The sequence below is a fragment of the Neglectibacter timonensis genome (assembly GCF_900048895.1).
In the GTDB taxonomy this organism is placed as follows: domain Bacteria; phylum Bacillota; class Clostridia; order Oscillospirales; family Acutalibacteraceae; genus Acutalibacter; species Acutalibacter timonensis.
This window is the reverse complement of record NZ_LT160636.1, coordinates 44,386-68,978: the sequence shown is the minus strand read 5'-3', so window position 1 is coordinate 68,978 and position 24,593 is coordinate 44,386. Positions and strand designations below refer to the sequence as shown.

Annotated in this window: 19 protein-coding genes; 4 read left to right on the top strand and 15 right to left on the bottom strand. The window is 57.7% G+C overall.

The window, feature by feature from the left end:
• Positions 1-97: 97 nt before the first annotated feature.
• Genes BN3911_RS02080 through BN3911_RS02070 form a run of 3 tightly spaced genes read right to left on the bottom strand, consistent with a single transcriptional unit; the run spans position 98 to position 2,981 of the window.
• The gene (locus BN3911_RS02080; RefSeq protein ID WP_066860754.1) at positions 98-1,117 is read right to left on the bottom strand and encodes a zinc-dependent alcohol dehydrogenase; all 1,020 of its coding nucleotides are present in this window, start codon (positions 1,115-1,117) and stop codon (positions 98-100) included.
• On the bottom strand, positions 1,111-2,004 hold the full coding sequence (locus tag BN3911_RS02075; RefSeq protein WP_066860751.1) for a sugar phosphate isomerase/epimerase family protein: 894 nt from the start codon (positions 2,002-2,004) through the stop codon (positions 1,111-1,113). Before BN3911_RS02075 ends, BN3911_RS02080 begins: the two co-directional genes overlap by 7 nt.
• Positions 2,001-2,981, bottom strand: a complete 981-nt coding sequence (locus tag BN3911_RS02070) for a zinc-dependent alcohol dehydrogenase (RefSeq protein WP_066860748.1) — start codon at positions 2,979-2,981, stop codon at positions 2,001-2,003. Before BN3911_RS02070 ends, BN3911_RS02075 begins: the two co-directional genes overlap by 4 nt.
• A gap of 175 nt (positions 2,982-3,156) precedes the next feature.
• Between BN3911_RS02070 and BN3911_RS02065 the strand changes: the two genes are divergently transcribed.
• From BN3911_RS02065 to BN3911_RS02050, 4 genes are all read left to right on the top strand, one after another.
• Positions 3,157-3,948, top strand: a complete 792-nt coding sequence (locus tag BN3911_RS02065) for a helix-turn-helix transcriptional regulator (RefSeq protein ID WP_066860745.1) — start codon at positions 3,157-3,159, stop codon at positions 3,946-3,948.
• 602 nt (positions 3,949-4,550) lie between these two features.
• Positions 4,551-5,480, top strand: coding sequence for an ABC transporter permease (locus tag BN3911_RS02060; protein WP_066860742.1), 930 nt, complete (start codon positions 4,551-4,553; stop codon positions 5,478-5,480).
• Between the two features lie 14 nt (positions 5,481-5,494).
• Complete coding sequence (locus tag BN3911_RS02055; RefSeq protein WP_066860739.1) at positions 5,495-6,394, top strand: carbohydrate ABC transporter permease; 900 nt, start codon at positions 5,495-5,497, stop codon at positions 6,392-6,394.
• A gap of 70 nt (positions 6,395-6,464) precedes the next feature.
• Complete coding sequence (locus BN3911_RS02050; RefSeq protein WP_066860736.1) at positions 6,465-8,210, top strand: extracellular solute-binding protein; 1,746 nt, start codon at positions 6,465-6,467, stop codon at positions 8,208-8,210.
• A gap of 265 nt (positions 8,211-8,475) precedes the next feature.
• Here the strand turns inward: BN3911_RS02050 and pgmB are convergent, their stop codons facing one another.
• The 12 genes from pgmB to wecB all read right to left on the bottom strand — a co-directional run bounded on the left by pgmB (position 8,476) and on the right by wecB (position 24,465).
• The gene (gene pgmB / locus BN3911_RS02045) at positions 8,476-9,117 is read right to left on the bottom strand and encodes a beta-phosphoglucomutase (RefSeq protein ID WP_066860733.1); all 642 of its coding nucleotides are present in this window, start codon (positions 9,115-9,117) and stop codon (positions 8,476-8,478) included.
• A 61-nt stretch (positions 9,118-9,178) separates the two neighbouring features.
• Positions 9,179-10,882: a glycoside hydrolase family 3 protein gene (locus BN3911_RS02040; protein ID WP_066860730.1), complete on the bottom strand. Its 1,704-nt coding sequence runs from the start codon at positions 10,880-10,882 to the stop codon at positions 9,179-9,181.
• Positions 10,883-11,140: 258 nt separating this feature from the next.
• Positions 11,141-12,553 (bottom strand): glycosyltransferase family 2 protein, encoded by a 1,413-nt coding sequence (locus BN3911_RS02035; RefSeq protein ID WP_066860727.1) that lies wholly within the window; start codon positions 12,551-12,553, stop codon positions 11,141-11,143.
• Positions 12,554-12,609: 56 nt separating this feature from the next.
• Positions 12,610-13,902: a hypothetical protein gene (locus BN3911_RS02030; protein ID WP_066860724.1), complete on the bottom strand. Its 1,293-nt coding sequence runs from the start codon at positions 13,900-13,902 to the stop codon at positions 12,610-12,612.
• A 33-nt stretch (positions 13,903-13,935) separates the two neighbouring features.
• Positions 13,936-16,149 (bottom strand): hypothetical protein, encoded by a 2,214-nt coding sequence (locus tag BN3911_RS02025; protein ID WP_066860722.1) that lies wholly within the window; start codon positions 16,147-16,149, stop codon positions 13,936-13,938.
• 24 nt (positions 16,150-16,173) lie between these two features.
• Positions 16,174-17,724: a CotH kinase family protein gene (locus tag BN3911_RS02020; protein ID WP_066860719.1), complete on the bottom strand. Its 1,551-nt coding sequence runs from the start codon at positions 17,722-17,724 to the stop codon at positions 16,174-16,176.
• Between the two features lie 72 nt (positions 17,725-17,796).
• Positions 17,797-18,474 carry a DUF4956 domain-containing protein gene (locus tag BN3911_RS02015; protein WP_066860715.1) on the bottom strand — a complete coding sequence of 226 codons (678 nt, stop codon included), beginning with the start codon at positions 18,472-18,474 and terminating at the stop codon, positions 17,797-17,799.
• Between the two features lie 16 nt (positions 18,475-18,490).
• Positions 18,491-19,192, bottom strand: coding sequence for a polyphosphate polymerase domain-containing protein (locus BN3911_RS02010; protein ID WP_207644491.1), 702 nt, complete (start codon positions 19,190-19,192; stop codon positions 18,491-18,493).
• A complete protein-coding gene (locus BN3911_RS02005) occupies positions 19,182-20,078 on the bottom strand; it encodes a hypothetical protein (RefSeq protein ID WP_147578487.1) in 897 nt (298 codons plus the stop codon). Before BN3911_RS02005 ends, BN3911_RS02010 begins: the two co-directional genes overlap by 11 nt.
• 347 nt (positions 20,079-20,425) lie before the next feature.
• Entirely contained in the window at positions 20,426-21,019 is a 594-nt protein-coding gene (locus BN3911_RS01995) for a GNAT family N-acetyltransferase (RefSeq protein WP_066860704.1), read from the bottom strand.
• A gap of 93 nt (positions 21,020-21,112) precedes the next feature.
• Complete coding sequence (locus tag BN3911_RS01990; RefSeq protein ID WP_066860701.1) at positions 21,113-23,158, bottom strand: LTA synthase family protein; 2,046 nt, start codon at positions 23,156-23,158, stop codon at positions 21,113-21,115.
• Positions 23,159-23,367: 209 nt separating this feature from the next.
• Positions 23,368-24,465 (bottom strand): non-hydrolyzing UDP-N-acetylglucosamine 2-epimerase, encoded by a 1,098-nt coding sequence (gene wecB / locus BN3911_RS01985; RefSeq protein WP_187127670.1) that lies wholly within the window; start codon positions 24,463-24,465, stop codon positions 23,368-23,370.
• Positions 24,466-24,593: the final 128 nt, after the last annotated feature.

Here is a 24,593-nt window from a genome sequence, read left to right as displayed (position 1 = left end):
CGGCGCCCGTCTTTTCCAATAGAAGCCGGCTGTCCCCCATCCGGACACAGAAGCGTCCCCATACCTCAATGTCAAGGTACGGGGACGCTTTTTGTTTTTATTCTGTTGGCCGAAAGCCTTCGCTCAACCTAGGATAGACAATTACCTTGATGCATTCGTCCAGGTGGTTGTGGCACAGGTCCAGCGCCCAGGGCAGCTGGTCCAAAGTGACGCGATGGGTAATCATTTTCCCCAGCGGTACTCTGCCCTCGGAGACCATCCGGAACCCCCGGCGGAAGTCTTCCACGGTACCGGCCCGTTCCAGGTTATGGCGGTACTTGACGTTTTTGCGGTTCAGATGGAAGGGATTCATCCTGTGGTTATGGTATTTCAGCTGAACCTCTACATTCACACTGGTCATCCTGCCATCCTGCCGCAGCAGCTCCACGGGGATCAGGAAAGCGTCCAGCTCCTCCGAGCGGTCCAGGGCGATACACATGCAGGCCAGGTCGATCTCTCCCACATCCCTGCGTACCTGCCCGATGATCTCTTCCGCGCTGTACTGGGAGCGGTTGTACACATGCCGTGCCCCCAGCTCCAGCGCCATATCCAGGCGGTTCTGGCAGAAGTCCACTGAACACACCACCGCGCCGTGGGCGGCGGCGCAGCTGGCCGCCGTCAGGCCAAGCGGGCCCGCGCCCACAATCAGCACCCGCTCTCCCGGCGTAAGCTCCGCACAGGCTATGGTGCTGGTATAGGCCCCGTCGAACATCTCGCAGATCGACGCCTCCTCGTCGGACAGGTTATCCGGCACCACCGCATAATAACCGGGATCCACATCCACAGGCACGTATTCGGCAAAAGCGCCGTATGGGGTATACAGGGCGATGCGGTCTCCCAGCTTCAGGTCCGTGACTTCAGCTCCCAGCTCCACCACTTCGCCGCATACCTCGTGGCCCATGATTTGGGGATAGCGGTCATGGTATCCATCGAAAATCCCCTCCAGAATGTGGTTATCCGTGGCGTTGCAGATTGAGCAGGCCAAAGTCTTGATGATCACCTGCTTGGGGCCTGCGTCAGGCCTGGGGATATCCTTAATTACAAATTCATGGGGTCTTTCTACAATAGCTGCTAACATGCCGTGTCCCTCCCGCTCTCCTGATTCCGGAAAAATCCCAGACTTCTCAGCCAGGCGCTTTCCTTTGCATAAAATTCCTCCACGTGCTCCGGCGTTGTGTGGGGCTCCAGAGTGCAGACGCCCGTATATTCCCCGTCCCGTTCCAGACTGGTGAGAAGGGCAGGGATGTTCACCGCGCCCTCGGGGATGGGGGTGTACTGGATCGGGGCAGGCGCGTAAAGGCCTGACATGGGCTCACCCCGGTTTTCGTCCGGCTGCCCCGCCTGTGGGTCATAGAGGCAGGCGTTCTTCAGATGGACGTACCCGATAAATGGGCGGAGCGCCTTATAGGCGCCGGGAAAGCCTTCGCAGCTGGCATGGAAATAGTTCACCGCGTCAAAATTCGTTTTGAAATTGGGGTGGTTGAAATACTCCAGGATCCTGCGCATTTTCTCCGGCGTGGAGGTGCAGTCATGAGCCTCGTTTTCCAGCGCCATGATGATTCCCAGCTTCCCGGCACGCTCCAGCGGCGCACGCCAGTACTGCTCCAGCACGTTGAAATCCGGTTGTGTGCCGGGGTTGACTGCCCCACAGTAGTGGTTCACCACAGGCGCGCCCAGCTCCGCCGCCGCGTCCACTGCGTGAAGAAGGTATTCCGCGTACCTGCCGGGGTCAGCCGCGGCTTCTGCGGAAAAGCCTGCGCCCAAGGTCACGCAGCAGATATGCACGCCCTCGTCCCGCGCCGTCTTTTTCACGTCATCCAGGCTGCCCTCCCTGTAGTCCCAGTCCGCGCCTGCGTTGCAGGGCCAGATCTCATATTCCGTCACCCCGTATTTTTTGCCCAGCTTTACGATGTCTGCAAAAGACATCACTTCGCCCAGGGCCTGTCCAGAAATTCCCAGCTTCATACGCATCCCTCCATTTGAAAAACAACTTTAATTTGATCCTCCGGATGTTCCAGCAGATGCTGGAATGCGGGGCCAATGTCCCGGAACCCCTTCCGGTGGGTAACCAGCGGTTCCACGCGAATGTCCCCGTCCTCCACAGCCTGAAGGATGAGCCTCCCCTTTTCCCGGATCTGATCCAGATCTCCCTCAGGCGGGATCATGGTAAGCCCTCTGGCCTGGAATACATAGGGGGAAAACCGCCTGCCGCTGCGGGGGTGGCCGTAGGAGACCACAACGCCGCCTTTTCTTGTGGCGCGCAGGAGGGCGGTAAAAGAGGGCTCTTCCGGCAGGAGGTCGTCGCCCATGCAGTCCACACTCACATCGAACTCCCCCATCTGCCCAAGCTCCTTTGGGCTTATGCCCGCGGCGTCGTACACGGCGTCCGCCCCCAGCTCCAGGGCCAGCTGCCGCCGCTGTTCATAAAGATCCCACCCCACAATGCGCCGGTAACCCAAAAGCTTGGCATATTGAGCCAGCACCAGCCCGCTGGGACCCAGCCCGCAAAGGAGCAGGGAGCTGCGCCCCTCCCCGGCAGGCATGCCCATCAGCGCCCGGCAGGCGGCGATCACCAGTTCCATCACAGGGACGACCTCCAGGCTGAGGTTCTTGGGGGCCCGGAACAGGGCCACGTCCTCCGGACGGATGAGCTGGTACTCTGCAAAGGCGCCCACAGCGCACCAGCAGAACACCGTATCGCCTGCCGTCCAGCCCGTTACGCCCGCCCCCGCCTGCACCACTTCACCCACCGCTTCATGGCCGAACACAAAAGGCGGCGCGTAGGCCTCGTGGCCATAATAAATCCCCGGGTCAGACCCGTTGCAGAGGCAAGCGTACAAGATTTTGACAAGGATTTCTCCAGGTCCCGGCGTGGGTACAGGTATCTCCATCAGCTCCAGTTTCCGGGGAGCGGTGACCACCCAGGCTTTCATGTTTTTCATCGATACCACTTCCTTTCAAGACTGCGGAGGCGGCGCTCCTCCCATATTGCTCCGCTCCGCACCGTAAGCGTAGCACCTGCCCGCCCGGGATACAATCTACAAATCATTTGACTTTTTACAGTATTCTTTTATAATAGGATATCAAATATCAGGGCTGGAAGAAGGAGGGATCTGCTTGCACACCGTTATGGAATCCATGATACAGACCCATCATGACAAGGATTTTGTCGTCAGAAGGCCGGGAAACAGAAAAGGGAACCCCTGGGTGATCCTCTGCTTTTCCAACGATTGCATGATTCAGACCGAGGGCGGGATGCAGACAGCCCATGCCGGGGACTGTTTCTTCAATTCGCCGGATTTTATAGAATACCACTATACCCCTGAGGATTTCGAAGAGGGCTTTATCAACGATTGGATGCATGTGCAGTCCGACACCCTGGAAGCCCTCCTGAGGCACCTGGGACTTCCCGTCAATACCCTCATCCAGACCAGGCATCCGGAAATCATGCGGAGCGCCATGCAAAAAATCCAGAATGAAAAAAGGAACCAGTTTCCCTACAGCGGCGAGTACATTCACAACCTGGTGGAAAACATCGTCATCAAGATCGCCAGGACGGCCATGGAAGCCAACTTCGGCGGCTCCCGAAAATACGAGGAGGAACTGCTTTGCCTCCGGCAGGAACTCCAAAGCCATCTGGATAGGCCGTGGACCATCCGGGATATGTCGGATATGGTGGGCCTGAGCAGCAGCAGGCTTTCCGTACTGTATAAAAAGCGGTTCAACCTGAGCCCAAACGAGGATCTGATTCAAATGCGCATCGACAAATCAAAGCTCCTGCTGCTCTCCACCAATCTGAAGCTGCAGCATATCTCCCAGCTCTGCGGCTTTAAAAACGAATATTATTTTTCCCGTATTTTCAAGGAACGGGAGAACGTCACCCCCGGCGCTTACCGCAAATGGGAATGACTTTTCGCTGGAATCCGCCGTCTTTCGTTTCTATTCGCCGCATTCCGGCAGGCCGTTAGGAGGCTGGCAACACCCCTTTTTCAATAAGATAATATAAACAAATTCTCAGCAGTTTTTCTCCTGTTTTTCCAAGCTTCCAAGAGGCAAGCCGCCGGTATAGGAAAATTATTGTTGTGTGAAAGAAAAAAAATAGGAAATTTAGTGAAACATCTGCGGTTATTCCATCAAAAAAAGCGGGCCTTTTCAGCCCGCTTTTTTTTCTTGCAAAAATCTTTTTTTCAGCTCTTCCTCGGAAATCCCGGAAGAATAACAGGATTGTATAAAATTTAAAAGGATAGTGGATTGTTGGCCTCTATGGTCTTTGCTATGATAAAAGCGGAGAGACAGAAAACCTCCCGGCCAGCCGTAAAAATTGGTACAAACCGACAGAAATAATTACCGGGCCACCCCGCCAGACCGCTTTTCCGGTTCCAAACAGAACCGCTGAAACCGGAAAAGGACGGAGATGTTTACGCTTTCCTCAATCGACGCTGCCCGGAATACCGGCCGTTCTGCAGCCGTCGGGAACGCGGCCCGGCAAAAGAAGGGAATGAACATTTCGTATGAGGTCAAACAAAAAAGCCTTCGGGCTGAGGCCCTGGATGCAGATGAAAAAGAGCCGCCAGCTGTATCTGCTTTTGCTGATCCCCCTGGCCTACATTATCCTGTTCTGCTATGTGCCCATGTACGGCGCAACGCTGGCGTTTAAGGAGTTTAACCCCGCCGCCGGCATTCTGGGCAGCAGTTGGGTGGGGCTGAAGCACTTTGCCCGTTTCTTTAACTCGCCGTCCTGCTGGTCTGTTATCAAAAACACCTTTGTGCTCGGCGCGCTGAACCTGATCATCAGCCTGCCCTTCCCCATCATCCTGGCCATCTCCCTGAACGAGTGCAAACACCGGCTCATAAACAAAACAGTGCAGATGGTCACCTATGCTCCCTATTTTATCTCCACCGTGATCATGGTGGCCCTGCTGATGCAGTGGAGCTCCATCAACGGCGGCCTCTTCAACAACATCCTGGGGCTGTTCGGCAGGGATCCGGTAAACCTGTTCGGCGACGCCAAGTATTTCCGCCCTGTGTACATCCTCTCTAACATCTGGCAGTTCACGGGCTTCAACTCCATAATCTATCTGGCGGCCCTCTCCTCCGTGGATGTGAGCATGTACGAGGCCGCAAAGGTGGACGGGGCCAGCAAGCTGCAGAAGATCTGGTTTATCGATCTTCCCAGCATCCTACCCACCATTATCATCCTGCTGATCCTCAACGCGGGGCAGATCATGAACCTGGGCTTTGACAAAGTTTACCTGATGCAGAACCAGCTGAACGTACAGGTGTCCGAAATCATCGCCACCTATACCTATAAGGTGGGCCTGCTGGATCTGGATTTCTCCTACTCCACAGCTATCGGGCTGCTGAATTCCGTGGTAAACGTCATCCTGCTGTTTTCCGTGAACCTTTTTTCCCGGAAGATCAGTGAAAACAGCCTGTGGTAAGGGGGGAGAAGACCATGAAACACAGAAAAAAAATCCAGGAGCCTATCGCGGACAAGGTCTTCAACGTCTGCAACATGATCTTTCTGTTTCTCTCGTTTATTCTGGTGGCCTACCCACTGCTCTATATTGTGAGCGCCTCCCTCAGCGATTCCTCCGCGGTCATCCGGGGCGAGGTCTGGCTCTTTCCTGTAGGTTTCGAGCTCAAGGCCTACCAGGCGATCTTCTCCAACAAGATGATCATGACCGGGTACCTCAATTCTATTCTCTATACCGTACTGGGCACCTGCTTCAACCTGTTCCTCACCACTCTGGCTGCCTACCCGCTGTCCCGGAAAAAGCTGTACGGCAGGCCAGTGCTCACCTGGGTCTTTATGTTCACCATGTTTTTTTCCGGCGGGCTGATCCCCCAGTATATTCTGATGAACGACCTGCGCCTGATGAACACCATATGGGCGATCGTCATCTCCGGCGGCATCTCGATCTACAACATGATCGTCATGCGGAGCTTTTTACAGAGCTCCATTCCAGAAGACCTCTATGAGGCAGCCTATCTGGACGGCTGCGGGGATATCCGCATTCTATTCGACATTGTCCTGCCCCTGTCGAAGCCGATCCTGGCGGTCATGCTCCTCTATTACGCGGTCTGGCATTGGAATGATTTCTTTACCGCCCTGATCTACACCTCCGACCCCAAGCTCTCCCCGCTGCAGCTGGTCCTGCGGGAGCTGCTTGTGCTCAACAAGATCGAAGGCCAGCTCACCGAATCGGCGGCCACCATCGCCGGCCGGATGGGGATGTACGAGCTGCTGCGGTACGCCATTATTGTGGTGGCCAGCGTGCCGGTGTTGGTGATCTATCCCTTTGTGCAGAAGCATTTCGTCAAGGGCGTGATGATCGGCTCCATCAAGGGCTGACCCCCTTTGGGAAAGAGGACAAGCAAACCTTGTCTATTCAAATAATCAAAAGAATATGGAGGACAACACGATGAAAAAGAGAAAGCTCGCCGTGGTCAGCCTGCTACTCAGCATTGCCATGCTGCTGAGCGCATGCGCCGGAAATCCTTCGTCCGGTGAAGGAAGCTCCAAGGATTCCAAAACACCGCCGTCATCCAGCTCCGGCTCCGCTGCGGAGCCGGAATCAAAGCCGGCAGCCGAAAACACGGACAGGGGCGAAAACTGGGTTACCGACACCCCCGTCACTCTGAAGGTCTGGTGTATGAAGCAGGCCGACATTGAGGACATTGCCACAAACGAATACATCAAATGGCTGCAGAAGGAGACCAATGTTAATCTGGAGTTCGACCAGATTGCCGAGGCGGAGTCCCTGCAGAAGTTCAACCTGTCCCTGGCCAGCGGCTCCTATCCCGACGTGTACCTGAGCTGCAACCAGCTCATCAACATGTCCGCCACCATCATGAACTCCACGCTGATGAAGTTCGGCAAGGCTGGTGTGTTCCTTCCGCTGAACGACCTGATTGAACAGTACGGCGCCAATACGAAAAAGCTGTTTGACGACATCTCCTACGTCAAGGACGGCATCACCATGCCGGACGGCAATATCTACGCCCTGCCCAGCTATTCGGAGATCTACCACTGCAAATACGCGGATAAGCTGTGGATCGACCAGAGCTGGCTGGACAACCTGAAGCTGGAAATGCCCACCACCACAGATGAATACTATGAGGTGCTGAAGGCCTTCAAGGAGCAGGACGCCAACGGAAATGGGGACCCCAACGACGAGATCCCGCTGGCCGGATGCACGGACGGCTGGAACTCCGATCCCTCCTTCTTCCTGATGAACGCCTTCATCTATGAGGACGGCGACAAGCACCTGACTGTAGAAAACGATACGGTGGACACCATTCTGAACAAGGACGAATTCCGGGAAGGCTTGCGGTATGTACATAAGCTGTACGACGAGGGCCTGATGTATTCCGAAAGCTACGCACAGGATTCCACGCAGATGAAGTCCCTGAATTCCGCTTCGCCCAACGTTGTGGGAAGCTTTCCCATCGGCGCGCCCATGATCGTCATGGACGCCGGCTCCGATCTCTACAAAACCTGTGTGACGGTTCCTCCCCTGAAGGGGCCCCAGGGCCACCAGAGCTGCAGCTATTATGAGTATGGAAACCTGCGTGTGGGCGCTTTCATGATCACCAGCGCCTGCAATGATCCCGAGGTGGCCTTTAAGTTGGCCGATTTCATGTATACCGAGGATTCCTCCGTCCGCCTGCGCCAGGGTGTGAAGGATGTGGACTGGAGAATGGCGAAGGAGGGCGAAAAGACCTTCGACGGAAAGCCCGCCACCTATGCCCGCATCACGCCTCTTGTCACAAACGGCGGCGCGCAGAACCAGCATTTTGGCAATTCCGGCATGTTCCGGGAGAGCAACGATTCCTTTATCGGCGCCTGGGCTGTCCAGGACGGTTTCGACATCCGCTCCCTGGATGGCATTGAGCAGCTCCTGATCGAGCAGACCTGGCCCTATGACGGCTTTGAACCCAAGCAGACCCTGCCGCCCGTGGTCTTCACCGAGGAGGAGGCCGCCGAGGTCTCCACCATCGAGGTGGAAGTGCAGAAGTACGCCAAGGAGCAGAGGGTTCTGTTTATCACCGGCCAGAAGAGCCTGGACACAGATTGGGATTCCTATGTTACCAATCTGAAAAACCTGGGCCTGGACCGTCTGGTGGAGCTGTACAACACCGCCTACCAGCGCCAGTATGTGAAGTAAGGCGCAGAGCTGCGGCAGAGACTGTAGCTGAAAAGCTCCAAATGCACTGAAATTTCCAGCAACCGGAAGGGCCTGCTGCCTGCGAACTGCGGGTGGCGGACCCTTCCGCTTTGCCTCTTGCTGCGCCCCGCTGTTTTTTCAAATACTTATATCTAAAAAGATTAAACTCATAAGAACGGCGTATAAAAACAACCCACCTTACTGGACAAATTAATGTCCTGTAAGGTGGGTACCGATCCGTTCCGGAAGCCCGCGGGGGTCTTAGTTATTCGATGAGTTTTTCCGGCGCGATCTCCGCCAGCGTGGGAGCGGTGATATCGGCTTTTTCATAGCGGGAGGCGTCGCCCACGCCCAGGGCTTTCATGCCGCCCGCCTTGGCCGCGTCGATGCCCGCGAAAGCGTCCTCCACCACCACGCACTCCTCCGGGGGAAGCCCCAGAAGCTTTGCCGCCAGCAGGAACACCTCGGGGTCGGGCTTGGAGTTTTGAATCTGGTTGCCGTCGGCCACCGCGTCGAAAAAGTCTCCCAGGCCAATCTGCTTTAAGATGGCCGGGGTGTTGCGGCTAGAGGAGCCGATGGCCAGCTTTACGCCCATGGCGCGCAGTTTTTCCAGCACCGGGGTAACGCCGGGCAGGATGTCGTTCGGGGTTAGGGTGGACAGGCTCTCCCGGTACAGCTCGTTCTTCATGGAGGCCATTTCCAGCTTTTCCTCGTCCGTATATGTTTTTTCCGCCCGCTCCAGGATAATGGCAAGGCTCTCCATGCGGCTGACGCCCCGCAGGCGGTTGTTGATCACCTGGTCAAAATAGATGCCCTCCCGGTCGGCCATCTGCTTCCAGGCCTTGTAATGCAGGCCGTCTGTGGAAACGATGACGCCGTCCAGATCAAAGATAACGCCCTTTTTCATCTGTGAAGCTCCTTTCAGCTGAACGCTGTTATTTCTTATTTTACCATCCAGCATCCAGGATTTAAAGCCTGGTATCCCATTTCCCGCAGAAGGGGTCGATGGGGTTCGTGCCCTTGAATTCGGAGCGGCCGCAGAGCTTTTCCACAATGGCGTTCAGGGTCTCATCCGTGGAGCTGTAACCGTTGATAAAGGTCTTGATGCGCGGCACGTCCAGCAGGTGGTAGGGGTTTTCCACCGAGATAAAAACGGTGGGCACGTCCTGAATGTAATGGGGGCAGTTGGCGCCCATGGGCTGCGCCCACTCGATACGCACCGTGGTCTGGTTGGACTTGGTGGACATGTTCGCCAGGTACACAATGGCGTCGTACTCGTCTACGGTATCCAGATAGCGGGGCACCTTGCCCTCAAAGCCCTGGGGCGGCTCGAAGGTGGTGACACAGAAGCCCTCGTTTTCCAGCATTTCCTTGAAGTGGTCGCACACGCCCGCCTTCACGGAGTAGGCCACGCCCTGGCCGGACTCGATGGGGCAGTAAAGGATTTTCTTGTATTTCTCAGGAGTCAGTGGCAGCACGCCGGGCTCCTCCTTCACCAGAGTGACGGCCATATCTGCGCACTCTCTGGCCCACTGCTTGTGCTCCTCGCAGCCCAGCACCTGCAAAGCGGATTCCAGGGTGGGCAGGGTGCGGGGCTTGTTCAGATCCAGGGCGGCTTTCAGGGCCAGCACGCGGACCACGGCCTCATCCAGGCGCTCCTTGGTGATAACGCCTTCCTCTACGCCCTTGCACATGAACTCGAAGTCCTCGGCCAGGTTCTTGGTGAACAGGAACATGTCGGCGCCGCTGGCAATGGACAGGGGAACCGCCTTCTCCCGGGACATGGGGATGGTGAAGCCGGCCATGGAGGTGGCGTCCGTGCAGATCAGGCCGTTAAAGCCCAGCTTGCCCCGGAGCAGGTCCTGCAGCAGTTCGGGGGACAGGGTGGCAGGCATCATGTCCTCGTCCTTGATTTCGGGATTGAAATGGCGGATGTAGGCGGGCTGCATGATATGGCCCACCATCACGGTGAGGGCCCCGGCGTCGATGCAGGCCTGGTAGGCCGCGCCGTAGGTCTGGTCCCACTCCTCGCAGGAGAAGTCGTTGATGCTGGTGACCAGATGCTGGTCCCGCTCATCACGGCCGTCGCCGGGGAAATGCTTGATGGAGGCCGCCAGCTTATACTTCTGCACATTTTCCACATAGGCCCTGCCGAAATTCTTCACGCGCTCCGGATCGGAACCGAAGGTGCGGGTGTTGGTGATGGGGTTGCGGAAATTGTAGTCGATATCGATGATGGGGGCGAACGCCCAGTTGGCGCCCACCGCCGCGCCTTCACGGCCGCAGATGGTTCCCAGGCGCTCGGCAAATTTCACGTCGTCCGTGGCAGCGATCTCCGTGGGGGAACCCAGCATGGTGCCCTCGCTGACGATGCCGTTTCCGCCCTTCTCCAGGTTGGCGGAGATGAGCATGGGGATTTTCATGGCTTTGTCCAGCATGGCGGTAAAATTCACAGCCTGCTCGGCGGTGAAGGGACGGTACATGATGCCGCCGGGCTCCATCACCTGGAGCGTGTCCTCAATCTCCTGTTCGGTGCCCTCTCTGGCGCACAGGCAGAAAATCTGGCCGATCTTCTGTTTCTCCGTCATTCCGGCCAGGGTGTCCTTGACCCACTGCACGTCGGAATCGCTCAGCAGAAACGGTTTCTCCTTGATTTTGTCAAAAATGCTCATGTCTTTCCGATCCTTTCCAATATAGGATATTTCACACAAGCTTATTTTAAACGATTTCTTCTAAAAAATCAAACACACAAGTGCTTAAAACTGGCAGTTTTGTGCTATAAAACTATCACGATCCCAACTTGTTTTATCAAAAAACAGACATGCCCGGATTTCTTTGTTTTTCCTGCGCCGGGTTCCTTCCCACTCCCTGGAAAAAAGGAACCGCGGAGAGCTTCTCTCCGCGGTTCTCTGGTTCTTCTCCTCTGCGGTTCATTCCCGATGGTGTTCCTCCCGCTCCAGCTTTCCCCACTCGTGCCGTTTTTTCCGGTAGCCGATCAGCGCGTTCATGCGCGTCAACATCAGGATGAAGCGCATACCGAACAGCTCCAGCACGCTGAGCAGCACCGCTTTTACGCAGTCCCCCAGGGGAATGGAGAGCTGCTGGGTGTGGATGCGGCTGAAGAAAGCGATCAGCGTCAGGATGCACCCGTACACCGCGTACACACAGAAAAACAGCAGCATAAAGGGGCGGTTGATCAGGTTGACCGCAAAGGCCAGCCCGATGGTCAGCAGGCCGAACACCTCAATATAGGGGGAAAGCAGCTCGTACAGCCAGAAATAGAGAAAGGACACCGTACCCATCAGGCCATAGCCTTTGCGCCCCACCACCGAACGGTATTTCCACAGGCTTTCAAACAGGCCGATATGCCAGCGCCTGCGCTGCTTCACCAGATCCTTCAGGCTGCCCGGCGCCTGGGACCAGCACACGGCATCCGGCACATAGCGCATGGAATAGTCGATGTGGTTGCTGCGGCAGAACACATGCAGCTTCACGCAGAGCTCCATGTCCTCCCCCATGGTGTCGGAGTCATACCCGCCCGCCAGCAGCACGATCTCCTTCTGGAACAGGCCGAAGGCCCCGGAGATGATCAGGTTCCCGTTGAATCGGTCCATAAAGATGCGGGAGGCCAGGAAGGACCGGTCATATTCCAGCACCTGCATGGCCACCAGCCAGTTTTTAGGCAGCCGGTAGCTGGCGACCTGGCCGCCGGAGAGCTTCACGCTGTTCGACACCCGCACCTGCCCGCCGCAGGCAATCACCCGGTTGTCCTCCAGAATGGGCAGGGCTATTTTTTTCAGCGAGTCCCTCTGCAGCATGGAATCCGCGTCGATGCACAAATAATAGGGATAGCGGGAGAGGTTCAGCCCCATATTCAGCGCATCCGCCTTGCCTCCGTTTTCCTTGGATACGACGGTCAGCGCAACGCCGTGAATCCGCCCCTCATAGACCGCCTTCTCCTTCCCACAGGGCACCACCCTGCGGATGGGCCGGGCTGAGAGCTGCAGCTCGAAGGCCTCTATCAGTTTCTGGGCGGTGCCGTCGTCGGAACCGTCATCCACCACCACAATCTCATAGAGAGGATAATCCTGCTCCAGAAGGGACGCAACAGAATCCACAATGGTGACGGCCTCATTGTGCGCGGGCACCAGAATGCTGATGGGCAGGTAATACTCTTCATCCACCACGTTCTTCAGCCGCTCCAGATACCGCCTCCGGTACAGCTCGGAAGAACCGGTAAATACGGAGAGAAACAGAAAGGTGCTGTAGCCGATGAGGTACAGCGTAAAAAACACGCCCACCCCATCCAGAAAAGCTTTAAAAAATTCCAGATCATTCGTCATGCCCGTACTCCTTTCCCTGTTTCCCATGCCGCCTCAAACGCTCTTTGAGCCCCGGTTTATTCCCGCTGGAAGGCCTCCAGCCTATAACGGAGAATATCCCTGGCGAACCGGTCCTCTCCCTCCAGCACATCCTTCAGCGCCGGAGCATCCGGCGCTACTGCCCTCCTGGGCCGGCCCAGGCTCACATACCAGCCCCGCTCCCGCAGGGCGTCCCCCAGTTCCCGGGCCGTGCCGGACACCTCCGGCAGGAGATCCGGCGCCAGCTCTGAAACCGGGCGCGCCAGCAGGTTCAGCAGCGCTTCCGCGGCGTTGCTCCGCACGTACCAGTTGCGGTGGCTCAGCGCCTGCTTCAAAACCTTTTCCGTATCGTCACCGGGGTAGCTTTCCAGGGACAGGGCCGCCAGAGCCGCAAACTCCCAACCCTCCGTGGGGGAGGAGCGCACCAGCTTCTGCAACGTTTCCCTGGCGGGCTCATACCGGTTTTTCCGGTAATACCTTACAATGGCCAGCCGCAGCTCCCGGTCCTCCTCTTCCTCCTTCAGAAGGAGGAGAAGCCTGTCACAGAACCGGGAATCCGACATGCGCAGGTAATTGACAATTGCCGTCTGATAATAGGGCAGAAACTCTTCCCAATGCTCCCACAGGACATCGCTGAGCTGCCGCCGGTCCCCGTGGAAGGAGAGCAGACCGTCCGTAATCAGCTTGGCGCTGTGAAGCACGCCTGCCCGCGACAGCCGGACCAGGGCCTGGGCCACAGCCTCCGTGCCGCCGAAAGCGTACAGCGCGCTCAGGGAATTTTCCCGGCAGTACAGGGAGGAATCCGTCACCAGATACAGCATATTTTGGGTGATGGGGTCCTCCGGCTCCGGTCCTCCCAGCAGGCACCGGCGGCACAGATAGGCATAAAACGCACGCACGGCGGAATCCTGGTTGAGATACCGTTCCCCCAACCGGATAAAAACCGCCTTTTTCCCCTGCACCCAGGGAATCAGGGGATAGCGGTTGGAGGGCTGGTCCAGGCACCACGAAATGGCCCCCTGGAACTCCAGCAGGGCGTTGAGCCTGCGCAGCAGGAAGTACAGCACTTCATCGTCTCCGCGGCCCTTCATGGCAGGCCTGAGAAACCAGGGGACCAGCCGCAGCAGGGCATAGCGGCATGCCTCTTCCTCATCCGGCCTGTTCCCTCCCCGGGCGCAGATCTCATTGAAATACCGTTTCCACTGCTCCTGGCGCGCCTCGCCGGCGCGCAGGGAAAACCTGCGCCGAAGGACGCTGAACAGGTCGAACAGCAGCATGCAGGCGCACATAATCAAATAGAGATACAACAGCAGGTTGCTGGCTTTTGGCAAGGTTTTCCCCCCTCTCAATCACGATCCGGCGGTTCAGGGCTCCGTCCAGAGCCGCTGCAGTGCATAATACCCCTCCCGCAGCCGTTCATGGAAGGTGGGCTGACTTCCCCAGCCCTTCAACGGAAGGTAGGCCATCTGCACATCCTTCCGGACGCTCTTTTCGCTTGCCGCCCCCACATAGATTCCCTCGATGGACATTTCCTCTACGCCGTAGTGCAGGTAATAATCGTCGTGCACCATCATCTCCGAAGGGTTGGAGAAATTCAGCAGCAGCCAAGGCAGCCGTATTTCAATATCGTCCCCGTTCACACAGAAATCCGCCAGGGAATCATAGTCGGGGCTGGAGGGGTTCCCGTTCCCATAACGCAGCAGGCCCGTATCAAAGGTCTCGGCAATGTCATAACCGAAATTTTCCAGCTCAGGGCCGGGATTCAGCGGCACCTGCAGCATCAGCCGGATGGGGACAAACGCCGTGGCGTCCACAGCGGGCGGGTTTAAATAGGCGTCCTCGGCGTAGACCAGGTGGGAATAGACGGCACGCAGGGCCTCATACCGTTCCTGCACCAGCACCCGGCTGTTGTCCCTGCCGTCCAGCACCAGAAGGAAGTCCGCTGGACGCTCAAAAGTGAGCGGCACAATCGTCCCCTCCTCCGGGGCCGCACTTTCTGAGCCCTGCCTCTCATAGGCGGGCTTTCTGTCCTGTTCCACCGCCGTCTTGCTGCCGGACCGGGGCGTCACATCCAGGGGCACATAGAGAGTTTCCTCCCCGAACCGGTAGCCCTCCTTGTGGATGCGCAGGGTCAGGTAGGCCTCGTCGTACAGCGCCTGCACCGTCAGGCCATCCTGTTCCACTACCGCCGGAACGTTCTCCCATTCCTCCATATCCCCATCCACATAGGAGACGCAGCGCTCCTTCCCTGGGTCGAAGGCCAGGATCCCGAAATGCTGCTCGTTGGTCTGCACGTCGCACCAGTATGGGGTCTTGGTCAGGTCAGAATAGGCCATGGTGTTCCAGGTGCGTTTGAACCATTCGTCCTGCCAGGTAAACAGCACCGAACCCGCGCAGCCCGCCTTCATAATGTCCTCATAACAGGATACCGCCGCTTCCGCCTGTTCCTTCTCGCTCATCCCGCCCTGGGAACGGCCGGTGTTGCGGTCCGTCTGCGCCCGGCCCCGGGCCGCGGGCACCCCGTACTCGGAGACCACCACCGGCATGGTGTGGTAATCGTTTATCATACTCAGATAGGCCCGGTAGGAATTGAACACACCGTTCTCCATAAACCGGTACTTTTGGGGCACTTCCTGCCCCAGCACATCCTGAAAGCCCAGGTAATCGGGAAAATAGGGATAGATGTGGTAGGAGGCAAACTGTCCGGAAAGGAATTTCTCCGTGCTGCGGATATGCTCCACATCCACCTTGGCAAATTTGCGGAAATAGGCGGAGACCTGCTCCTCCCAGTCAAAGGGGTCGGTGGTGGGCCAGTTGGCAAAGGCTACCAGGCGCTGGGCGTGGTATTTCCTGGTCTCATAGGAGATCAGCCGGTCTCCCATCTGGGCCAGCATGGCCTCAAAAGGGGAGGCGTCCTCACTGGTAAAGAGGTATTCCCCCTGGTAGCTGTTCTTCTCCTTCTGCATGTGGTCGGTGTAAGCCACGGTGGTATCCTCCCACTCCACCCCCAGGATGTATCCCAACACCCAGGGGGAAATATCCCTGGTGTAGGCGCCGCTTCCCAGGTCTTCTGAGAGGGAAAACGTCTTGTTCCCGTGCAGGATATCGATCAGCGTCCGTCCGTCCTCGATCAGCGCTCCCAGATATTCCGGGTCAAAGGCGTCCCTGTGGGAATACATCACATAGTCGTTCACCCACAGGCCGTGGAGCAGGTACAGGGGTTCCTCCCGGTCCTTGTTGTACTCATAGAACGCCTCGTAAAAATCGTCCTGCAGGATGGTGTACACCCGGATGCAGTTGGCGCCCATCTCCTGAATCTGCCCGAACCAGCGGAGATAGGTCTCCCGGTCGATGGCGTAATCCGTGGCGAAATGGCCGGGAATGCCCACGCCCATGTCCACGCCCCGGATTTCAAAGGGCTCCCCGTCCACCAGAATTGTCTTCCCCTCCACCCGGGTAAAGGAAGTGGTTTCCCTTCCGGGATTCCAATCGATATAAAGGCCCGTTTTATCAGCCAGAAACAGGTACAGCAGTACCAACGCCAGCAGACAAGCGCAGACCGCCAAAAAACGCTTCATACCGCCGCCTCCTTCCGTGTCAGTTCAGGGATTTAATTTTTTCACCGCTGATTCGTGGCTGTACTGCTGCAGCACCTCAATGTGCTCATCCAGCCAGTGAAGCCGCCCGAACAGCGCGTCCTTGAGCTGTTCGATGGAATCGTCAAAATCCCGGGGGTTCCGCTCGTCGGGATGCAGCTTATTGCGCCCGTCCATCTGCGCGGTGTCGAAACTGTAGCCCCATACCGCATAGTTCCGGTCTATGGCAGGACCCAAATAGTCGAGCGTGCCGTCGATGAAATTTTCCATGGCCTGATCGCTCAGCAGCCCCTTGCGCAGCTCGCTATACCGGCGGATCACCGTATCTGTGAACTTTTCATCCTTACACATCATCCAGAACCAGGGGGCCTGCACGGTGACAAATTTCCGGATGGAATAATCATCCTCTATATTGATGCTGTAATTGCCGCTGCAGTTGTTGAAGTCCCATACGCAGGGCTTCAGCTTCCCGCCCACGTCCCGATAGTAGTAGGTGGACAAATTCCCCGTATCGTGCATTTCAAAAAGTTCCATGAGCAGGAAATAGTCCGCAAACTCTCCCACATCGAAATCATTGTAATACCCGTAGAGCTCCGAGTCGTAATCGTAGGAATAAAGAGCCCGCTCAACAGTGCTTACGTCCCGCTCGATAAAATCCTTCAGCGCCGGAGTCAGCTTGCTCTTTCCCGGATACTCCACCAAAAGCTGGGCGTTCTTTTTCAGAACGCAGGTGTAGCTGGTAAAATTGTCCAGCGCATTTGGCTGTTGCTCCGTATCGGTGTCAAACTGCACGATATACCCGGTGGTGTTGGTTTCCTCCCGAGGTCCGCGGATGTCGATCCTCCCCTTTCCCCGGCTCACCGTCTCCATCAGCACATAGACGCCCTGGTATTCTCCATCCAGCACCAGCTCGCAGAAACGGACATCCGGGGTATAGTCCATGATTTCTCCCGAAATATTCATTCCCAGGTAGTTGCGCATCAGGGTCTTATCCAGAAACGGCCCGTGAAGAACCCAGCTGTCATGCTTCTCCATCCCCAACAGTTCCTGTGGGTCTTCCTCGCCGTTCTCATTTACCGTACGCAGCGCAAAGGATTTCTTGTCAAACCAGCGGGAAGAGTTCCCCCGAATCCGGATCAGCGCATCAGAAGCCAGATCAGGTTCCTCTGCAAGCATATGCAGGTCTCCATGGTCTCTTACCTTCAGGCGGCAGCGGATTGTGGTTTCACCGGCGTCTGAAAGCGTGTACTGGGTGTTCTGCTTTCCCTCCGCATAATACGGCGCTCCCGGAATCTCCTGTCCCCCGGTGTTGATTTCCAGCAGGGGCAGATGGGTCTGCAGCTCCTCCGGGTCCACCGTGTAGCCTGTTTTGGAGGAGGCGTCGGGATGGATGCAGGCAAGGCCGTCCACATCCGCCGGGGCGGGCTGCTCCCGCTCGTGCTGCAGGTACCGCTGATGGGTATCCGGCAGCCAGGAGAGAACGCCCGCCTGTACCAGGATGCACGCCGCTGCAGCCGCAGCCGCGGTGCACAGGGCCAGTATCCGCTTTTTTCCCATCTTCGTTCCCCCTTTCCCCGACCGCCCAGCCTGTCCGGCGCTTTTTCCCGCACAGCGTGGGAACCCCACGGTTTATCCCGCTATATCGTCATCCTGAGAGACCACGTTCACGTATTCCACCTGCTCGATCTCATAGAGCACATCCGTAATGCTCTTGAGTTCGTTTTCCTTGCGCTTCATCCATTTGCGCGAGAGCTCATAGATCAGTTCAGCAGAGTCCCGGGTGGTGTTCTCCACCTGCAGGCTCACATGCCGGTCGTAATAGCCGCTCACAGCGGATTTGACAGCGTTCTCCGCGCTGCGGGCGCTGCGCACCACCAGCAGGACCCTGTTTTCATTCTTCACACGGCCCAAAATCAGCAGCACTATAAAAACTGCGGCCGAGCCGATACCCGCCACGGCGAAATCTCCCACGCCGCAGGCGATGCCCACCGCGATGCACCAGAAAATGTACACCGTATCCCGGGAATCCTTGATGGCGGTGCGGAACCGTACAATGGAAAGCGCGCCCACCATGCCCAGGGAAAGCGCGATGTTGTTGCCGATCACCGTCATCACGGTGGAAGTGAGCACCGTAAGCACCACCAGGCTCACGTTGAATTTCCGGCTGTACACCGTGCCCGCATGGGCAACATAGTAGGAGACATAGATCACAAAACCCAGCAGCACCGCCATGATGATGTGAATGGCCAGCTGCGCCGTGTTCAGGGCCTCCACCTGCTGGACAAGGTCGTAGAGATATTGCTTCAATTTATTCAGGCTCCTTTCAGACGGAGTGAAACGCGCTGCCTGCGCGGCTCATTCCATATTTGCTGGCGGAACACTCGCTGGCGTCCACAGAACGCAGGGCGTCCCGGATATAGCTGGGCAGGAAATGGTTGTACTTCACTTCCAAAATCGTATGAAATCCCGGAAAGACCGGCGCTCCCAGGAAGGGATCGGCAAACAGGTCCAGATGGCCCGTCTGTGCACGGATTTCCCTGTCGAAGGTGATCCGGATGCTGTTGGTGGGCAGAAGGTAGGCGGTCCTCCGGTACTCGATCAGCACCTTGGGCCTGTAGAACAAGGTCTCCAGCAGGGAATGGCACTCCGCCGCAAAGGGATCGTCCAGGTCCAGAAGGAGGGAATACCTGCCCTGGATCAGCTGCTCCGCCTCCTCCCTCGAGACGCGCAGGGAACGCTTCCTCTGCTGGGCTCCGTCCTTCTGCTTCATTTCCAGCAGGGCAAAGCCGTCCCGGGGGCTGTAGCTGCGCAGCCGCAGCTTTTTCCGCTGGGGATAGCCGCCGCTCTTGTCCCAGAAATCCCGGTTCAGGTAGGTGTCAAAATAGAGGGAGCGCACCAGATAGCCCTGGGAACCGTTATGCGGGTCGGGACGCATGTAATGGCGCAGCGCCTGTTCGCATCCGGCGGCTTCCGTCAGGTTCAGGTCAAATTTCCGCTCCTGCCGGAGCACCTCATCAGGGCCCATCCTCATTCTCCTCCCGTTCCAAGAGTTCCCGCACCGGCTCCGACCAGTGGTAGTCCCGGATCACCTGCTGCTCCGGAAGGGACCGCTGCACTTCCTCCCAGGCCGCCCGGGCCGCGGCCAGCCCCTTGTTGTAATAGGTTTTGTCCTCCGTCAACCCATGCTTTCCCACTTTCTGAAACTCCAGAATGCAGTGCAGGGGCTTCCCATACTCCGCGGCCAGCGCCGCCTCCGTAGAAATGGCCGCAGCCTCGTTGCCGCAGTCATAATCCATCACAGCCACCTCGTCGCAGGCTTCGGCAATCAAGCCGCGCAGCATCTCCGTGAGGCCCTGGTCGTCGTAATGGCGGGGAATGCAGGCAATGGACACAAGCCCCCGCTTCCGGGCATAACGGTAGGCTTTCTTCATACCGGAAAGGTACAGCTTTGCCGATTCCTCCGGCGCCTCCTTCCAGCGCGTCCGGACGTAGGGCTCCACATCCTCCATCACGCCCGCGATCCGCCCCTCCCCGGAAACCTGCAGGTTATATTCCGCAACTGCTTCCAGGGCTCCGGTCAAAGAGGCGCCGTCCTCCTCGAAGCCCCACTCCGTGGCGCCCACCAGCGCGTAAACCGCAACGCCCTTCTGTGCCAGCGCCTTCACAAACCGCTCCGTGGCATCCGGGTCGATCTCCTCCGGAAGCTCCTGGTACCAGCGGGTCACCCCCAGCCGCCCGGCCAGTTCCGCCGCCGCTTCCGGGTCCTCAACCGCCGCTTCCTCCCATTCAAACATTCCGTATGCCTCCGGCTGCTTCTCCACAGGCTGCGGAGTGTTCCTTGCCGCCAGCGCCAGTACCGCTATCGCGAGAAGGATCCCCAAAAAAACAACAGCCTTTTTTGTCCTTTTCACACCGTTTTCCTCCGCAGCCCCGAATCTCAGGTAAGACGATCCATTTCATTTTATTTTATCACGGCATCCTCTTTTTCACAAATGCAATCGTATCCTATTTTGTGATAAATAACGTTGTTTCTGTGTTTTATTTTTGCGGAGGGAAAAAGGATGCATGGGAAGATACAGACGGTATATTCTGCTATATTTTTTTCTGACAATACGTTTTCTGTTGGACGAATTCGTCCAACAGAAAGAGGGGCGCCCCTCTTTCTGCGAAAATAAACTTATCCTTATCTTATCAAACCGGCTGCGAAAAAGCAATAAAAATTGCAAAAAATTTCCTGTTTCCCCATCTTATGTTTTTTTCAGCCCTTCACCAGCAGCGCGGCGCGTTCCCGGGCGGCCTCATAATCCGCGTTTTCGATGAGGTAGGGCTTGGTGGGGCGTTCCGCTCCGGGATCGGACGGAACCAGCTCCCTTTGCAGCACCAGCACATCATGGGGCTCTCCCCATTTTTCCGCTCCCCCCCGCTCCGTCCTCACGGGGGAAAATCCGGCGTGCAGGAAAAACGCCTGGGCCTCCGGATTGGGCAGCAGCACCCGCGCCGTAACCCTGCGCCTGTTTCCCAGCTCCATGATGTCCCTCATCAGGGCCCACAGGGCGGAACCCACGCCCCGCCTGCGGCAGTCCTGCTTCACATAAAGCTGCAGCTCCACGGAAAACAGGTCCTCCGGGGCCTCCCGGTCCTCGGTCAGGCAACAGAAACCGGAGGGCGTGGAATCGATCTCGCAGAGGATCCATCCCAGGCCGTAGGTATACCGGTCGATGCGCTGGATATACTCCTGCAGCTCCGGCGGTTCTCCCTCAAAGGCTTCCAAGCCCTCCGTATAGGGCGCGTAAATTTTCAGCATGGAGGGCCCGTCCCATTCGTTGACCCGCCTGACTGCCACCTTTTTCATAAAACTCTCCCCAAACCCAGCCGGCACGGCCCCCGGAAGAGCTGTGCCCGGCTGCGAAGTTTCCTTTTCTCTGCTTTTCAGGGCCTTTCGCCGTCAGCCGATTGAGAACAGCCCTTCCGCCTTGCCCTCCAGACCGAAGGCATTGTTGTACTGTAGCATGGCATACTCATTGAGAAGGTCGTCATAGGGCGTGCTCTCCCCAATCTTGTAATAGCTGCCCTCCTTGTCGATCATGCCGTTGGCCGTGATCACGGGGAAAACCTGTCGCACCTGCTCCACAAATTTTGTATAGCCGGTGCCCTGAAGCCCGGCGGACCGCAGCAGCAGGCCGGACAGGTAGTTCAGGCTGATCTGCTGGATCTCCTGGCCCTCCAGGGGGTAGTTGGCCCAGATCAGGAAGGGGACCTCGTACTCCCGCATGATGTTCTCAAAGGAAAGTCTGTCGGAATCCTGTCCCAGAAGCTGGGTGAGAAAACCGGATTCCAGATTGGGCCAGTGGTCCCCGAAGAACAGGATGACCACCGGGTCCTCCTGCTGGGAGAAATAGCCGATCAGCTCCTCCAGCGCCTGGTCTGACTTTTTGGTCAGGCTCAGGTACTGCTCCGCCTGGGGGAATTCCCCGGCGGCCTCCGCCACCTGAACGGTGGTGCGGAAGTTTTCATCCTCATAGCCTCCGTGGTTCTGGATGGTGACGTTGAACAGAAAGAGAGGGTCGTCCCCCCGGTTTTCGTATTCGGCAATCACCTGGTCATAGCTGGAACGGTCGCTGGTCAGGCGGTGCTCAAAGGTGCGGTTCACCGTGAAGGCGTCCACATCGATAAACTTGTCAAACCCCAGGTAGGGGTAGGCCGTGTCCCGCTGCCAGGCGGAGCGCTGGCCCGGATGGATGGCGGTGCAGTCGTAGCCATACTCCTTCAGGATGCTCACCAGGGAGCTCTGGTCGTGGTCCACATACTGCTGGTAGGGCTTGCTGCCCGTAGGCAGAAAGCTGAGGGTGTTGGAGGTGAGGAATTCATATTCGCTGTTGCAGGTGTTGCCCCCGTAGACAGAGGAATAGGCCGTGCCCCAGATCACATCCCCCGATTCCTGCAGGGAGTGAAGAAAGGGCAGGTTGTCGGAGGTGAGGGTGAGGCTCCCCTTCCCTGTGCGGGTAAAGTCCGTCATAGACTCGTTCATCACCGCAATGATGGTGGGCAGGCCCTCCGGGCTGCCCAGCGCTGCCGGTTCCGGCAGTTCCTCAATTTCGGCCTCCAGCTGTTTTACCTTGGCAGCGGAGTAACCCTCCGGTTTATCCACCATCAAAAACTGAATGTTGGCAAAGAAGCCGGCCGTGACGCCGGTGAGCTTCGAGCTGGTTTTCTGGTTCCAGGCCCATACGGAGATGCCCAGATCCGTGAGCACGTCCGCGGGGAAGATCAGCAGGAACAGCGCCCCGGCTATGGCCAGCGCACCCGCCCGTTCCGTCATGCGGCCCCTGCGGGACGTGTTCTCCTTCCCTCTGGGGCACACATGGTAGCAGAATAGCACCGCCAGGAGATACAGCAGGATGGATACCGCAATGGGCTTTGTCAGCTCATAGGTATAACCCCCGGCCACGGAAAAAGCCGTGCCCACCGAACTCAGGTCCCAAGGCAGGATGGGCGCGCCCCGGAATTCCGAGGTGAAGTAGTTGGCAATGCCGAAGGTCAGAAAGATCGCTCCGCCCAGCAGGGCGGTGACCCACACCCGGCGGCAGACGGCAAACAGCAGGGCGAACACCATCAGGTAGCCGATGTAGTTTGCCAGAGAGGTTTTAAAGTCAAAATCAGCAATTTGGGTGTGGTTGATGTTGTCCACCGCCTGGAAGGAGAGCAGCGGAAGAACCAGCAGCATCAGCCATCCGGCAATCTTTTTCAACACCTGCGGCAGCTTTACCTCGATCAGGCAAAGGGCGCAGGGAAGCAGCGTCAGCAGGAGATACAGCGCCGTATCCCCCGGCTGAAAGGGCTGCGCCTCCTCAGAGGGGCCGCCGAAAAACAGCTGCGGATTCAGCGCGAACATCACCGCTGATGCGGCCAGCAGCACACCGGCGGCAATCAGGTTTCCACGTTTCAGCCGCAGCTGCAGGGAAAAGCCGCGGTCCTTACTTTCCAACTTCATAATAATGACTTCATCCTTTCGAACAGGCTGGAACATCCGGCGGAAAGCTGTCCGCACTCCCGGCAGAGCGCGGAAAACGCCTGCCCGGTCTCCGGAAATACTCCGCCAATTGCTCTGGGGTTTTGCGTGTTTCTCCGCAGCCGCAGCGAAACACGCAAAACCCCCGCCAGGGAGAATGGCCGCAGCCCCTTCCCCGTCTTTTCAAATTCTCATTTCTGCGCCCCGCGCCAGCGCACCAGCGCGTCCGCAATCCTGCTGCTGGCGAGCCCGTCCCCATAGGGATTGCTCGCCCTGCTCATTTTTTCATAGGCGGCCTTGTCCGTCAGCAGTTCCCGGACCATGCCGTAAATAGAAGTTTCGCCGGTGCCCGCCAGCTTCAGCGTGCCCGCTTCGATGCCCTCGGGCCGCTCGGTGGTGTCCCGCAGCACAATCACCGGTTTGCCCAGGGAGGGAGCTTCCTCCTGGATGCCGCCGCTGTCCGTGAGGATCAGCGTGGAGCGGGCCAGCAGGTTGTGGAATTCCACGACCTCCAACGGTTCGATCAGGCGGATCCGGTCACAGCCGCCCAGCTCTTCGTCCGCGGCCTGCTGTACCAGCGGGTTCAGGTGCACCGGGTACACCACCTTCACATCGGGAAATTCCTCCACGATGCGGCGGATGGCCCGGAACATCCTGTGCATGGGCTCCCCCAGGTTTTCCCGGCGGTGCGCGGTGAGCACCAGCAGGCGGGAATCCCCGGCCCAGTCCAGAATTTCGTCCCGGTAATCCTCCCGGACGGTGGTCTTCAGCGCGTCGATGGCGGTGTTGCCCGTCACCACAATGGTCTCGTCCCGCTTGCCCTCCCGCAGCAGGTTCTGCCTGCTCAGCTGGGTGGGGGCAAAGTGCAGGTCCGCCACACAGCCCACAAACTGCCGGTTCATCTCCTCCGGATAGGGGGAGTATTTGTCATAGGTTCTCAGGCCCGCTTCCACATGGCCCACGGCCACCCTGGCATAGTAGGCCGCCAAAGCCCCCGCAAAGGTTGTGGTGGTGTCGCCATGTACCAGCACGATATGGGGCTTTACTTCGGCGATCACCTCTTCCAGGCCCTTGAGCACCCGGGCGGTGATATCGGAAAGGGTCTGGCCCTGCCGCATGATATTCAGGTCGTAGTCCGGCACGATCTGAAAGGCGGAGAGCACCTGGTCCAGCATCTGCCGGTGCTGGGCGGTGACGCAGACCACGCTGTCAAACTCTTCCCGGCTTTCCAGCTCCTTGACCAGCGGCGCCATTTTGATGGTTTCCGGCCTTGTGCCGAACACGGACATAACCTTGATCTTTTCCACGGTACCAAAACCTTTCTCGTAAAGCAGACGAATCCATCCGCCGGGTCGTCAGGCGGGAGCTGTCCGCGGCTGCTTCTTAAAGTATATTTGCAGAGGTTCAATTTATTTCC